The 13,863-nt window shown below is 73.5% G+C and carries 14 protein-coding genes; 10 read left to right on the top strand and 4 right to left on the bottom strand.

All coding sequences use genetic code 11. The features are described from left to right. Window positions 1-198 precede the first annotated feature (198 nt). A complete protein-coding gene (locus ACQP0N_RS14250) occupies window positions 199-2,568 on the top strand; it encodes an ATP-binding protein (RefSeq protein ID WP_433120677.1) in 2,370 nt (789 codons plus the stop codon). Further along, complete coding sequence (locus tag ACQP0N_RS14245; protein WP_433120675.1) at window positions 2,565-2,999, top strand: ATP-binding protein; 435 nt, start codon at window positions 2,565-2,567, stop codon at window positions 2,997-2,999. Before ACQP0N_RS14250 ends, ACQP0N_RS14245 begins: the two co-directional genes overlap by 4 nt. A 47-nt stretch (window positions 3,000-3,046) precedes the next feature. Here ACQP0N_RS14245 and ACQP0N_RS14240 read toward each other — a convergent pair whose 3' ends face one another. Together ACQP0N_RS14240 and ACQP0N_RS14235 are read right to left on the bottom strand one after the other, a co-directional pair. Then, the gene (locus ACQP0N_RS14240; protein WP_433120673.1) at window positions 3,047-3,808 is read right to left on the bottom strand and encodes a hypothetical protein; all 762 of its coding nucleotides are present in this window, start codon (window positions 3,806-3,808) and stop codon (window positions 3,047-3,049) included. Further along, window positions 3,805-4,317, bottom strand: a complete 513-nt coding sequence (locus ACQP0N_RS14235) for a SigE family RNA polymerase sigma factor (RefSeq protein WP_433120671.1) — start codon at window positions 4,315-4,317, stop codon at window positions 3,805-3,807. Before ACQP0N_RS14235 ends, ACQP0N_RS14240 begins: the two co-directional genes overlap by 4 nt. Before the next feature lie 140 nt (window positions 4,318-4,457). Between ACQP0N_RS14235 and ACQP0N_RS14230 the strand changes: the two genes are divergently transcribed. After that, window positions 4,458-5,279 carry a DUF3152 domain-containing protein gene (locus ACQP0N_RS14230; RefSeq protein WP_433120670.1) on the top strand — a complete coding sequence of 274 codons (822 nt, stop codon included), beginning with the start codon at window positions 4,458-4,460 and terminating at the stop codon, window positions 5,277-5,279. A gap of 9 nt (window positions 5,280-5,288) precedes the next feature. On the opposite strand, the gene ACQP0N_RS14225 is transcribed toward ACQP0N_RS14230, so the two are convergent. After that, window positions 5,289-5,951 (bottom strand): hypothetical protein, encoded by a 663-nt coding sequence (locus tag ACQP0N_RS14225; protein WP_433120668.1) that lies wholly within the window; start codon window positions 5,949-5,951, stop codon window positions 5,289-5,291. Between the two features lie 230 nt (window positions 5,952-6,181). On the opposite strand from ACQP0N_RS14225, the gene ACQP0N_RS14220 reads away from it, so the two are divergent. Both ACQP0N_RS14220 and ACQP0N_RS14215 read left to right on the top strand, forming a co-directional pair. Further along, window positions 6,182-6,775, top strand: coding sequence for an AMIN-like domain-containing (lipo)protein (locus tag ACQP0N_RS14220; RefSeq protein WP_433120666.1), 594 nt, complete (start codon window positions 6,182-6,184; stop codon window positions 6,773-6,775). Between the two features lie 246 nt (window positions 6,776-7,021). Continuing rightward, the gene (locus ACQP0N_RS14215; protein ID WP_433120664.1) at window positions 7,022-7,939 is read left to right on the top strand and encodes an NADP-dependent oxidoreductase; all 918 of its coding nucleotides are present in this window, start codon (window positions 7,022-7,024) and stop codon (window positions 7,937-7,939) included. 63 nt (window positions 7,940-8,002) lie between these two features. Here ACQP0N_RS14215 and ACQP0N_RS14210 read toward each other — a convergent pair whose 3' ends face one another. Then, window positions 8,003-8,335 carry an L-rhamnose mutarotase gene (locus tag ACQP0N_RS14210; protein WP_357392783.1) on the bottom strand — a complete coding sequence of 111 codons (333 nt, stop codon included), beginning with the start codon at window positions 8,333-8,335 and terminating at the stop codon, window positions 8,003-8,005. 161 nt (window positions 8,336-8,496) lie between these two features. Here ACQP0N_RS14210 and ACQP0N_RS14205 point away from each other — a divergent pair, with 161 nt between their 5' ends. From ACQP0N_RS14205 to ACQP0N_RS14185, 5 genes are all read left to right on the top strand, one after another. After that, window positions 8,497-9,177, top strand: coding sequence for a response regulator (locus ACQP0N_RS14205; protein WP_433120662.1), 681 nt, complete (start codon window positions 8,497-8,499; stop codon window positions 9,175-9,177). Between the two features lie 13 nt (window positions 9,178-9,190). Next, on the top strand, window positions 9,191-10,639 hold the full coding sequence (locus tag ACQP0N_RS14200) for a sensor histidine kinase (protein WP_433120660.1): 1,449 nt from the start codon (window positions 9,191-9,193) through the stop codon (window positions 10,637-10,639). 14 nt (window positions 10,640-10,653) lie between these two features. Next, window positions 10,654-11,589 carry a Gmad2 immunoglobulin-like domain-containing protein gene (locus ACQP0N_RS14195; RefSeq protein WP_433120658.1) on the top strand — a complete coding sequence of 312 codons (936 nt, stop codon included), beginning with the start codon at window positions 10,654-10,656 and terminating at the stop codon, window positions 11,587-11,589. Window positions 11,590-11,694: 105 nt separating this feature from the next. Further along, window positions 11,695-12,330, top strand: a complete 636-nt coding sequence (locus ACQP0N_RS14190; protein ID WP_355049982.1) for a TetR/AcrR family transcriptional regulator — start codon at window positions 11,695-11,697, stop codon at window positions 12,328-12,330. Between the two features lie 33 nt (window positions 12,331-12,363). Continuing rightward, the gene (locus ACQP0N_RS14185; protein ID WP_433120656.1) at window positions 12,364-13,857 is read left to right on the top strand and encodes a DHA2 family efflux MFS transporter permease subunit; all 1,494 of its coding nucleotides are present in this window, start codon (window positions 12,364-12,366) and stop codon (window positions 13,855-13,857) included. Window positions 13,858-13,863 lie beyond the last annotated feature (6 nt).

Here is a 13,863-nt window from a genome sequence, read left to right as displayed (position 1 = left end):
TCCTCGGGGTCGGAGAGATAACCGAGACACTTACAGATATCTATGTCTGTGACATCGGACGTTCGTCCCGAACCCCCGCCCGTTAGACGGTGGGTACCGGCGTCGGCACAGGTGAGTAGAGGTGCCAGGATGGGTAGGTAACACCAGCAGGGGTCGTCGGGCCCGGAACGGGGGGCTAGCGATGAGGCCGGGTCGAGCGTGACACGACCCCGCACCGACCTGTTCGACGGCGGCGGGGCCACCGGACGGCTGATGGCGGAGCTGGACTGGGCCGACACACCGCTCGGCGCGGTGTCCGACTGGCCGCAGAGCCTGCGCTCCGCCGTACGGATGGTGCTCTCCTCCCGCTACCCGATGCTGCTGCTCTGGGGCGACCGCCTCTCGCAGCTCTACAACGACGCGTACTCGGCGCTGATCGGCGACAAGCACCCCGGCGCGCTGGGCGACGACGTACGGGTGACCCTGGCCGAGGGCTGGGACGTCCTCGCACCCCTGATCGAGCGGGCCATGGCGACCGGGGTGGCCAGTTGGGTACCCGCCCTCCAGCTCCTGCTGGAGCGCGCCGGCTACCGCGAGGAGGCCTACTTCAGCGTCTCGCACGCCCCGGCCCGCGACGACGACGGCCGCACCGTGGGCGTGCTGACGGTGTGCAGCGAGGTCACCGAACAGGTCGTCGGCGAACGGCGACTGCGGCTGCTGCGCGACCTGTCCCTGCGCGGCGACGGGCGCACCGTCGACGTGGACGCGACCTGCGCGCGGCTGATCGACGCGATCGGCGGCCACCCCCTGGACGTGCCGTTCGCCGCGATCTACCTGCGCGACGGCGGAACCCTGCGGCGGATCGCCCACGCGGGCGGCGACGCGCGCGACGCGACCATCACCGGGTCGCTGCCGACCGTCGTCGACCTGGCCGACCCGGGCCCGACGGCCCGCGCCTGGGGGCTACCGGACGCGGCGGCGGGGCGGCCCACCGACGTGACCGGCCTCGACGGGCGGCTGTCACTGCCCGCCGGCCCGTGGGGCGATCCGGCCCGCGCCGCGCTCGCGCTGCCGCTGCCGTCGGGTGCCGAGGACCAGCCGCTCGGCGTCCTGCTGGTCGGCGTCAGCCCCAACCGCTCGCTGGACGAGGCGTACCGCTCCTTCTACCAACTGTTGACGCAGCAGGTCTCGACGGCGGTGCGCAACGCCCAGGAGTACGAGCGGGAGCGACGCCGGGCCGAGACGCTGGCCGAGCTGGACCGGGTGAAGACCACCTTCTTCACCAACGTCAGCCACGAGTTCCGTACCCCGCTGACCCTCATGCTCGGGCCGTTGGCCGACGCCCTCGCCGACACCGCCGCGCCCCTGACGCCCCCGCAGCGCGAGCGGGTCGAGACCGCCTGGCGCAGCGCGACCCGGCTGTTGACGCTGGTCAACAGCCTGCTCACCTTCTCCAGCCTGGAGGCCGGCCGGGCCCGCAGCGACGCACACGAGGTCGACCTGCCGGCGCTCACCGCCGAACTGGCCAGCGTCTTCCGGGCCGCCGTCGAGCGGGCCGGACTGACCCTGGACGTCGACTGCCCGCCGCTGCCCCACCCGGTCACCGTCGATCCGGTCAACTGGGAACGCATCGTCACCAACCTGCTGTCCAACGCCCTGAAGTACACGTTCATCGGTGGCATCCGCGTCGCCGTGGACGCCGACCACGACGAGGTACGCCTGACCGTCGCCGACACCGGCATCGGGATCGCCGAGGCGGACCTGCCGAAGCTCTTCGAACGCTTCCACCGGGTGCAGGGCGCGCGGTCGCGCAGCCACGAGGGCACCGGGATCGGCCTGGCCCTGGTCAACGAGCTGGCCCGGCTGGAGGGCGGCGAGGTGCGGGTGACCAGCCAGGTGGGCGCCGGCACCACCTTCACCGTGGCCCTGCCCTGGTCGGCGGCGCGGCGCGCGGCGACGACCGGTCCGTCCCCCGAAGGGCGGGGCGACGCGGCACGCGCCGCCGTCCAGGAGGCGACGGGCTGGCTGACCGACCCGGCCGGAGATATCGCCGAGGCCGCCCCGGCGCCCGGTCCGGCCGCCGACGAGCTGGCCGGCGCACGGATCCTGCTCGCCGACGACAACAGCGACATGCGCGCGTACCTGAGTCGGCTGCTCGCCGCGCAGGGCTGGCGGGTGCGGTCGGTCACCGACGGCCGGCAGGCCCTCGACGCGATTCACCGGGAGCTACCGGACCTGGTGCTCACCGACGTGATGATGCCCGTGCTGGACGGCTTCGACCTGGTCCGCCGGTTGCGCGCGGACCCCGCGACCCGGTCGCTGCCGGTGCTTGTGCTCTCCGCGCGGGCGGGCGAGGAGGCCAGCGTGGCAGGTCTGAGCCTGGGCGCCGACGACTACCTGGTGAAGCCGTTCGCCGCCGCCGAGCTGATCGCCCGGATCCGGACCGCCATCCGCCGCGCGCGCACCGAGGTACCCGGCGACGCCGCCCCGCGCCGGCCGCCGCCGGCGACCCGACGCCGCCCACCTCCGCCCGACCCACGGCGGTCGAGGTCCAGCCCGGTCCGAGCGCGCCCCTCGCGGATCGCGTGACCGGCGATCCGGCCGCCAAGTCCACGGCCGGTACCCCGGACGACGACGGGATCGGCGACCGGCTGGACGAGCAGTGGACGTACCCGTCGGTGCCCACCTCGGCGGCCGCCATGCGCCAGGACGTCCGGCTGGCGTTGGACGACCTGGACGTCGACGGGGACGTGGCGGAGGATCTGCTGCTCGCCGCCTCCGAGGCGATGAACAACGCCGTCGAGCACGCGCAACGACCCAGCCGCCCCGAGGTGCGGGTCCGGCTCCAGGTGGGCGACGCGCTGGTCCGGATCTCGGTACGCGACTTCGGCACCTGGCGGGACCGTCGACCGGCCATGGACCGGGGCCGGGGCGCGCTGCTGATGAACGCCTACGGCGACGTACGGCTCGTCTCCACCGGCGAGGGCACGACCGTGACCATCGAACGCCGGCTGGTCTGACGCCGGACGGCCTGAGCAGGATTTACCCGTCCAGGGCACGCCCGGCCTCAGAGCCGTCGACCGGCACCGTCGTGGGCGACGATGCCGTCCAGCCGCCTGCCGGGGGTGAGCGTGCTCGGATCGAACCAGAAGATCACGACCTGCTTGTCCAGACTCCATCGCCGCAGCGTGGCGTCGACCTGCCGACCGTCGACGGTGCCGGTGATCCGCGCCGCCGGGCCGACGAAGTAGCCGAAGGTAGGCACCGGGAGGACCGACTCGCTCCCGTCGTACCCGATCTGGTGGAAGCCGGGGCTGCGGTCGGCGCCCTCGACGTCGTTGACCAGGAGGTCCGTGCTCACCGTGCCGTCCGCGGCACGGCGACCGGCGGCCAACCCGATGGTCACCTTGGGCACCCCCGGGACCGTCACCGCGACGAAGAAGTAGACCCGCCGGTCGGTGCCGTGCCCTACTCCGGAGTCGATCACCTGGCCCAGGGGCTTCGGATGCGGCACGCCACGAGCCTGCGTGGGCGGTGGCGTCGAGTCGTCCGACATCGCCGCCGTCGTCGGCGCGACACCGGCCGGAGGTGAAGCCACGGCGACCGGGGGCGCGGGCTCCGTCGGCGCGGAGTCGCGCGAACCGCTCGGGTCGACCGTCACCGCGGTCACGGCGACCAGCCCGGCCGCGAGTGTTGCCGCAGCGGCTCCGGTGACCCGCCGACGGGTCCGCAACCGCCGCCCGTCACGCATCACCCGGGCCAGGTCGATCACGGCGTCGGGGCGTTCGGTCGCCCGCATGGCGTCCCGGAGCCGATCCAGCTCGCTCATCGGCGCGCCCCCTCGTCGGTGGTACGCGGCGCGGCGGTGCGCAACTTCTCCAGCGCCCGTGAGCTGGTGCTCTTGACGGTGCCCACGGACACGGCGAGTTCTCGGGCCACCTGCGCCTCCGGCAGGTCGAAGTAGTACCGCAGTACGACGATGGCCCGCTCCCGAGCGCTCAGCGCGCCGAGGATGGCGACCAACCAACGCCGGGTGGCCACGTCGTCGCCCACGTCGTCGGCCACGTCACCGCGTCGCTGCTCCGGCACCTCGTCGGTCGGGTACTCCCGCATCGGCCGTCGCCACCGGTCCACCAGGTGGTTGACCAACGTGCGACGCGCGTACCCGTAGGCGTCGTCGTCGTGGATCCGCGACCACGACGCGTAGGTGCGGACCAGCGCGGTCTGCGCGGCGTCCTCGGCCTGGTGGTGGTCGCCGGTCATCAGGAACGCGGCGTGCACGAGCCGCGCGGACGCCGCCCGCGCGAACTCGACGAACTCCGCGTCACCCCGCGCCACCGCGAACCCTCCCCCGTGCCACATCACCTCAGACGGGTGCGCCCGCCGAAAGGTTGAGACCCGGATCACTTCAACTTTTCGTCGCCACGACCCGTCTTCTCCTGTGCGCCCGCCTCCAGGCGACGCGCGAGGGGAGAGACATGTCGACGAAGGGTACCCGCCGGTGGCATCTGGCCTCGGCGGCGTCACTGCTGGCGGTGGCGCTGCTCACCGGATGCACGGGGCCAGCGGCCGGGCAGCCCGCCGGAGACCCCGCCACCGGACCGCGACCCGGTGACCACGCCACGAACCGGCCGACCGGCGTCGGAATCCTCGGCACCCGCAGCACGCCCAACCGTCCGGTCAGCTATCCCGCGACCGGCGGCAACCGCTGGACGATCGCCGCCGCCGAGACGACGCGCGGTGGCGCGGAGAGCGGCACCTTGCTGCGCTATCGGGTCGCCGTGGAACGCGACATCCATGGTCTCGCGGCGGGTGACATCGCCACCGCGATCACCGCGACGTTGAACGACCCGCGCGGATGGACGGCGGGCGGGGACTGGCGGCTGCGGCGGGTGGGCTCCGGCGATCCGGCGGACTTCACCATCTACCTGGCGACCCCCGGCACCCGCGACACTCTCTGCCAGGACGTGCCGGACGGCTACACGTCCTGCCGCAGCGGCAACAAGGTGGTGCTGAACGTGGCGCGCTGGGTGTCGAGCGTGCCGGACTACGGCGCGAGCCTGACCACCTACCGGCAGTACATGGTCAACCACGAGGTGGGGCACCGCCTCGGGTTCGGCCACGAACGCTGCCCGGGATCGGGCCGGCCGGCGCCGGTGATGCAGCAGCAGACGTTGGGCCTGCACGGTTGCCGTGCCAACGCGTGGCCGTACCCGAGCGGCGCGACCCGCTACCACGGCCCGTCCGGGGCGTACGACGACGCGATCCCCCGGCGCGAGGGCGCGTACCCGAAGCACTGAGACCGCCGGTCAGGGTCGGCGGCGGCGCTCCTGCTCGAGTCGCTCGTCCAGCCGACCCAGCTCGTAGATGGCGTTGAGGCTGGTCGGCAGGCGGCGGACGTTGTCCGGCCCGGGATCGGGATCGGGAGATGGCGTCGGGTCGGGAGTCGGTGCGGGAACCGCCGAGGGACCGGCACTGCTACGACGGCGCAGCAGCAGCACCGCCAACCCGACCAGGACCGCCGCCACCAGGAGATAGGACACGGGTGGCCAGCCGTCGCGGACGGGGTCGGCGATGGCCGGCGCGACGATCGGCGCCGGGGTGTCGCCGCCCCGCACGGGCACGGCCGGGTCGCGTCCGTTGGTGCCCGCGCGCCCGTCGGGGCGATCGGGCGGGACCGTGGCCCGGGCACCGGCCGGCGACTCCGCGGGCCCGGGGTTCGCGCCGGGCGTCGACGGGCTGGGCGCGGTCGCGGATGGTCGGCTCGGGCCGGAGGTCGGGGCACGGGTGCCGCTCGACGTCGGGACCGGTGTGGGCGTACCGCGGCCGCCCAGCAGGTCGCCGACGATCCGGCCGACACCGCCGACCAGTTCACCGAGCGGACCCGGTGTGGCGGACACCGTCGGCGTCGGCGCGGGTGTGGGCGTCGGGGCGAGGGCGAGGGTCAACGCGAGGACGACGACGGCAGGCATCCATCCACCTCCGAGGTGCCGATGCGACGCACCGTATCGCAAGGTGGGACGCCGTGGGGTGCCACGCCACGCCACGCCGCAGCTGACGCCGATAGCGGCGCGTCGTCGGCTGTTACCCAGCGGTTACCCGGCGGCGAGGTGCCCGTGTCGGGGCGGGACGACGGTGACGACTGAGGGTCACCGGCAGAGCCGCCGCGACGTGACCCCGGGACACCGAACGGAGAACCACGATGAGGATCAGGAGCGCGCTGACCGCGACGGCGGTCGTCCTCGCCGGAGTGCTCGCCACGGCGGGCAGCAGCGCGGCGGGCACCAGCAGCGCGACAGGCGCCGGCTCGGCGCGCGCCGCCACCGAGGCGGCGTACTGCGGGATCACCTGGGGCAGCGGGGAGAAGTCGGCCGGCGCGCTCAGCGACGCCCCCCTGGTCGACGTCCGGACGGGCCAGCACGACTGCTACGACCGGGTGGTGTTCGAGTTCGCCGGCCCGGTCGACGGGTACACGATCGGCTACGGCGAGACCTGGACCGAGGGCGAGGGGCTCGCGCTGTCGCCGTACACCGCCGGAGGCGCGCTGCTGCGGGTCTCGCTGCGGGCCCCGGCGTACGACGCCGACCACCTCGGCACGGTGCCGTACCCGGTCGGCACGCACGTCACGAACCTGCTGCGCTACCCGACGCTGCGCGACGTGGTGTTCGGCGGCAGCTTCGAGGGCTACACCACCTTCGCCGTCGGCGTACGGGCCCGGCTGCCGTTCCGCGCCGTCGTGCTGGCCGGTCCGGGCACCCACAGCCGGATCGTGCTCGACGTCGCCCACCAGTGGTGACCGCCGCCGTACCCCGGCCCAGCCCGGTCGGACCCGGGCGACCGTGCCTCAGGGTGGTGGCATCCGCGCGGGGATTTCAAGAACGAATTCCTGCGCACCACGGTCGACGGGCTGAAGAATCGAACCGAAACCACGATCGGCACCGTCAACTCCGATTATCTCGAACACTTCGTTCCCGGCTTCCGGCGCGTGACGACGGTCGAGCGCATCGTCGGCGCACCCTGGCCGAGCTGAAAGACCACGAGCATGAGAGCCATCACCGTACGCGACCGTGACGCCGGGGTGCAGGGACTCACCCTGACCGACATGCCGTACCCCCACGCCGCGGAGAACGACGTCATCGTGCGCGTCCACGCCGCCGGTTTCACACCCGGGGAGCTCGACTGGCCGACGACGTGGACCGACCGCGCGGGGCGTGACCGGACGCCCACCATCCCCGGCCACGAGCTCTCGGGTGTCGTGGCCGACCTCGGCTACGGCACCACCGGCCTCACCGTGGGTCAGCGGGTGTTCGGCCTGACCGACTGGGCCCGCGACGGATCCCTCGCCGAGTACACGGCGGTGGAGGCGCGGAACCTCGCCCCGCTGGCGGCCGACGTCGACCACACGGTGGCCGCGACGCTACCGATCTCCGGACTGACCGCGTGGCAGGGGCTGTTCGACCACGCCCACCTCACGGCCGGTCAGACCGTTCTCGTGCACGGCGCCGCCGGAGGTGTCGGCTCGATCGCCGTCCAACTCGCGCGGGAGGTGGGCGCCCGGGTGATCGGCACCGGTCGCGCCGCCGACCGGGACGTCGCGCTGTCTCTCGGCGCGCAGGCCTTCGCCGACCTGGACGCCGACGACCTGCGACAGATCGGCGAGGTGGACGTGGTGCTCGACGTCATCGGTGGCGACATCCTGCGACGGTCGACCGAGCTGGTCCGCCCCGGCGGCACCGTGGTCACCATCGCCGCGCCGCCCGAGGTCCAGCCCAGGGACGGGCGAGCCGTCTTCTTCGTCGTCGAGCCGGACCGTGCCCGGCTGGTCGACCTCGCCGAACGTGTCCGCACCGGACGGCTCAGGCCCATCGTGGGCGCGGTACGGCCGCTCGACGAGACGGCCTCGGCGTTCGCCCGACGCCAGCGCACGGCGGGCAAGACGATCATCAAGATCGCGGACTGACCGGGATCCGCGCCGGCTCCCACCGAGGTCGAGGCGGGAGCCGGCGCGCCGACCGTGGAACGGCTAGCCGGCGGAGCCCTGCGGGGCCTCGTCGGCCAGGTGCCAGACCTCGCGCATCGGGGCCCACCAGTCCCCCGAGCCGGGCTCGGCCAGCGACTCCTGGCACGGGTCGGTCAGCTTCCACCACTCCTGGGTCTGCGGGTCCGCGGCGATCAGCCGCAGGTCGGCCTCGTAGTCGTCGCCGACGTACTCGTAGTAGCCGAAGAGCAGGTCGTCGTGGAGGAAGATCGTGTAGTTGCGGAAGTTCGCCTCGCGCAGCGTCTGCTCGACGCTCGGCCAGACGGCGGCGTGTAACCGCAGGTAGGTCTCCCGCTGCTCGGGGCGGAGTCGGATCACGCAGCCATGACGTCGCACGTCGTGCCCTTTCGTGTGAGGGGGATGCCCGGAGGCACCTGACCGTAGCGGGTGGACGGTGCCGGGATGAGGACCCGACCGGCCGCCGATGACGACCGTTCCGCCAGGGTTACGCACAGTGGTCACGGGTCTACCCTCGACTGATGGAGGGCCGCGTACTGGTGGTCGAGGACGACGTCTCCATCCGGGAGGTCACCGCCCTCGGTCTGCGCCGCGCCGGCTTCCGGGTCGACACCGCCACCGACGGACGACAGGCGCTCGTGACCTGGCGCGCGCACCCGGTCGACCTGATCGTTCTCGACGTCATGCTGCCCGAACTGGACGGTCTGGAGGTGTGCCGGGAGATCCGGCGCACCAGCCAGGTGCCGATCCTCATGCTGACCGCGCGCACCGACACGCTCGACGTGGTGGTCGGTCTGGAGTGCGGCGCGGACGACTACCTGCGCAAGCCCTTCGACCTGCCGGAGCTGGTGGCCCGGGTCCGCTCGGTGCTGCGGCGGGTGAGCGCGCCGACGCCGTCGCGCACCATCGCCGTCGGCGACCTGGAGATCGACCCGGGCGCATTCGTGGTACGCCGGGACGGCCGGGAGGTGGAGCTGACCGCCACCGAGTTCCGGCTCCTGCTGGAGCTGGCCCGACGCCCCGGCCAGGTCTTCACCCGGGAGCTGTTGCTGGACCTGGTCTGGAACCACCGCTTCCTGGGTGACTCACGGCTCGTCGACGTGGCGGTGCAGAGGCTGCGCGCGAAGGTCGAGGACGATCCGGCGCACCCGCGGCGCATCCGCACGGTACGCGGCGCGGGCTACAAACTGTCCGACGGTTGACGGGAGGTCGGCGATGGCCGTACGCCCGGTGCCGCCCGGCCGGCTGCGTCGCCGACTGACGATCGCGTTCGTGCTGGTCGCCGGGGTGTCCGCCGGGTTGCTCGCCGGCGGGACCGGGCTGCTGCTGCGGCAGTCCTGGTGGGACGCGTCGCTGCGCCAGGCGACCGCCGACGCCCGTTACCAGCTCGTGCTCGCCGGACAGTTCCCGCCGTTGAACGACCAGCGCGACGCCGAACTGCTCACCAGTTTCGAGGGCAGCGGTCGGCACGTGGTCCTCGTCGACGGCGTCACCCGTCCCTCCCACCCCGGGTACGCACCGGCCCTGGGTGCGCGCCTGCGGGCGTCGGTCGCGGACGGGCAGCTCGCGTACCAGCGGTCGACGTCGGCGCAGCGCCCCCGACTGCTGGTGGTGGGCGGGCGTATCCCCGGTTCGACCGCCGAGCTGTACGTGATCACCGTGGAGGACGACATCGCGGCCGACCTGAACCAGGTGTACGCCGCGCTGCTGGCCGGCTGGGTGGTGGTCGTCCTGGTCGCCGCCACGGTGGGCAACCTCCTGGCCCGCCGCGCCCTGGAACCGGTGGGCCGGGCCAGCCGCGCCGCCCGGGCGCTCACCGAGGGGCTGCTCGCCACCCGTCTGCCGGTACGCGGGCGGGACGAGTTCAGCGCGTGGGCCGCGTCGTTCAACGAGATGGCCGAGGCGCTGGAGGCGAAGATCGCCGCCCTGTCGGCCGCGCAGGCCCGGGAGCGACGGTTCACCGCCGACGTCGCGCACGAGCTGCGTACCCCGGTGACCGCCCTGGTGGCGGCGGCCTCGCTGCTGCGCGAGCAGCTGGACCGGCTGCCCGACGACGCCCGGCCGGCCGCGCGGCTGCTGGTCGGGGACGTGGTCCGGCTGCGCCGCCTGATCGAGGACCTGATGGAGATCTCGCGGCTGGACGCCGGGCGGGACCGCCCGAGCGTCGAGCCGGTGGACGCGCTGGCGCTGCTGCGCGCGATCGTCGCGGCGCGCGGCTGGTCGGACCGGGTGCTGGTGACCGGCGATCCCGTCGCGCTGCGCACGGACCCTCGCCACCTGGAGCGGGTCCTGGCCAACCTGGTCGCCAACGCGGTCGAGCACGGCGGCGGTGAGATCTCCGCGAGCGTGCGCGCGGCGGGCCCCGGCGTCGTGTTCGAGGTGGCCGACCAGGGGCCTGGCATCCCGGACGCGCACCTGCCGTTGGTGTTCGACCGGTTCCACAAGGTCGACGCCGCGCGCTCGGCCTCGGGCAGCGGCCTCGGTCTGGCGATCGCGCGGGAACACGCGGCGGTGCTGGGCGGGGTGCTGAGCGTGCGCAGCGCGCCGGGCGTCGGCACGCGGTTCCGCCTGGAACTGCCCGCCCACGGCCCCGGCCAGCCGAGCCCGACCCGACCCGACCCGACCCGACCCGACCCGACCCGACCCGACCCGACGAGAGCGTGAAGGAGGGAGGCGGGATGAGCCGCTTCGGCGCGACGGGGCGTGACTGGTGCCGTGCGGCGGGCAGCGCGATGCTCGTCGCCGCGCTCGTCCTCGCCGGCTGTGGCACTCCCCGTTCCGGTGTCCTGGGCGCGGCGCCCACCGTGTCGCCGCCGACGGTCGCGCCCACCGCAGGCAGGGCGTCCGACGCCCCGGTTCCGGCGTCGGAGCCGGGAACCCCTCCGCCGACCAGCGCCACCCCGCCGCGTCCGCCGACGCCGGCGGTCACCGGGACCCGCCGGCCGGAGCCGGTGACGATCGAGCTGTGGTACGTCCGCTCCGGGCGGCTCGTGCCCACCCGGCGCACCCGACCGGCCACCGTCGCGACGTCCCGGCTCGCCCTGACTGAGCTGTCCGCCGGGCCGACGCCGGCCGAGGCCGCCACCGGGATGGTCACCCTGCTGCCGAACACCGTCGAGGTCACCCGCATCGCCGACGGCGTGGCGACGCTCGGTCCAGTCCCACTCGCCGACGACCCGCCGGACCGTCGGCGGCTGCGCGAGGCGCAGGTGGTGTGGACGCTCACGCAGTTCCCCACCGTCCGGCGGGTCCGCTTCCCCGGTGGCGCACCGGTCGGTCGGGCCGACTATCCGGGACTGCTCGCGCCGATCGTGGTCACCGGGCCGAGCGTCGGCGAGAGGGTCACCGCCCCGCTTACCGTCAGCGGCACGGCGGACGTGTTCGAGGCCACGGTGAGCGTCCGGGTGCTGGACGACGCCGGCCGCCAGGTGGCCACCGCCTTCGGCACGGCGAGCTGCGGCAGTGGCTGCCGGGGCGACTACCGGGTGGTGGTGAACTGGCGTACGACCAGGCAGCAGCACGGCACGATCGAGGTGTACGAGGTGTCGGCCCGCGACGGCACACGGATCAACACGGTGACCGTGCCGGTGCTCCTCGCGCCGCCCGACAGCTGAGCGCGAAACGCGACCGTTTCGCTCGCTCGATGCGACGCACCTCATAAAAGCCTGCAAGAAGGGCTCCGAGCGAACTATGGTCAGTACGACATCGTTTCACGGGGGGTGCCAGTGCTGGAGGGTCAGCAGGTGAGCGCGGGCGTCGGCGTGCCGGCCGCGCGGTCGGCCCGGTGCACGAGCACCGACCTGTTCAGCGTGGTGATCGACCTGCTGCGCGAGGTCGGCTACGACCGGATGACCATCGACGCCGTGGCCGCCCGCGCCCACGTGAGCAAGGCCACCATCTACCGACGGTGGGACGGCAAGGCCGAGCTGGTCGTCGCCGCCCTGAGCGACCGCCAGGTCGGCGTGCTCAACCCAACCGACACCGGCTCACTGCGGGGTGACCTGCTCGAGCTGCTCCGCGCCACCGCCGCCATCTGTGTCGCCGACTGCGACCTGATGCAGGCGCTGACCTTCGCGATGCGGACGAGTCCGGAGCTGGAGCGTCTGGTACGCCACCAGGTGCTGCCCGCCGGTCGGGTGGCCAGCACCGCCGTCCTCGTCCGCGCCGCCGCCCGTGGGGAGATCCCCCCGGAGGCCGGCGAACGGGACCTGTTCCACGATCTCGCGCCCGCGCTCCTCATGTCCCGACTGGTCGCGCACGGTCTACCCGCCGACGACGCGTTCCTCACCCAGGTCGTCGACCAGGTGCTGATCCCGGTCCTGACCTACCGGCACGACCGCCCGTCCCAGGCCTGATCCATCAACATCCGCACCACGGAAGGCTTCACCATGCCCGGAACCACCTCGACCGCCCCCGGCGCCCCCGGCGCCGGGACGTCGACAGGCGCCCCGCACCCGCGGCGCTGGATCGCCCTGGGGGTCATCGCGGTCTCGCAGCTGATGGTCGTCCTCGACGCCACCATCGTGAACATCGCGCTCCCGCAGGCCCAGGCCGACCTGGGGATCACCGACGCGAACCGGCAGTGGGTGATCACCGCCTACACGCTGGCCTTCGGCGGTCTGCTCCTGCTCGGCGGCCGGATCGCCGACTACTGGGGGCGCAAGCGCACCTTCCTGGTCGGCATGACCGGCTTCGCGCTGGCCTCCGCGCTGGGCGGCCTCGCCACCACCGGTGGGATGCTCTTCGCCGCCCGCGCGTTGCAGGGCGCGTTCGGCGCGCTGCTCGCGCCGGCCGCCCTGGCCCTGCTCACGGTGCTGTTCACCGAGGCCACCGAGCGCGCCAAGGCGTTCGCCGTATACGGCGCGATCGCCGGTGGCGGCTCCGCGGTCGGGCTGCTGCTCGGCGGGGTGCTGACCGAGTACGCCGACTGGCGCTGGTGCCTGCTGGTCAACATCCCGGTCGCCGCCGTCGCGATCGCCTTCGCCCTCCCGCTCGTGCCGGAGAGCCGGGCGCACGGCAACACCCGCTACGACGTGCCCGGCGCGGTCGTCGTCACCGCCGGTCTGGTCTCCCTCGTCTACGGCTTCACCAAGGCGGCCGAGGACGGTTGGGACGCGACCGCCACGCTCGGATTCATCGCCGCCGGTGTGGTGCTGCTGGCCGCCTTCGTGGTGATCGAGCTGCGCACCAACCACCCGCTGCTGCCGCTGCGGATCATCCTGGACCGCAACCGGGGCGGGGCGTACCTCACCTCGACGCTGATCGGCGCGGGCCTGTTCGGGGCGTTCCTCTTCCTGACCTTCTACTTCCAGGTGGTGTTGCAGTACAAGCCCCTGGAGGCCGGCCTCGCGTCGCTGCCGGTCACCGCCGGTGTGCTGATCGCCGCGGGTGGCGCCAGCCAGCTCATGCCGCGACTGGGCGCCAAGCCGCTGATGGTCGCCGGTGCGGTGCTCGCCGCCGCGGGCATGCTGGTGCTGACCCAGATCGACGTCGACACCTCGTTCCTCACCCACCTGCTGCCCGCGCAGGTCGTCCTGGGCCTGGGTCTCGGCTTCACCTTCGTCCCGCTGTCCAGCCTCGCGCTGGTCGGGGTGCCGGAGCACGACGCCGGCGCGGCCAGCGCGACGCTCAACGCCACCCAGCAGGTCGGTGGCTCACTCGGCACCGCGCTGCTGAACACCTTCTACACCAGCGCGGTCGCCGCGTACCTGGTCGGCCGGGCGCCGAACCCGGCGACGCAGGTGGAGGCGCTGGTGCACGGGTACCGCGTCGCGTTCGCCTGGGGCGCGGTCCTGATCGTGCTCGCCGGGCTGGTCACCCTGGTCCTGGTGAAGGTGCGCAAGGAGGACATCCCGGCCGGCAACGCCGTGCACATGGGCTGAGCCCGA

Origin of the sequence: Micromonospora sp. CA-246542 (assembly GCF_050942905.1) — a bacterium.
In the GTDB taxonomy this organism is placed as follows: domain Bacteria; phylum Actinomycetota; class Actinomycetes; order Mycobacteriales; family Micromonosporaceae; genus Micromonospora.
Note: the sequence above shows the minus strand (reverse complement) of the source record. Positions and strands in the feature narration are given on the sequence as shown.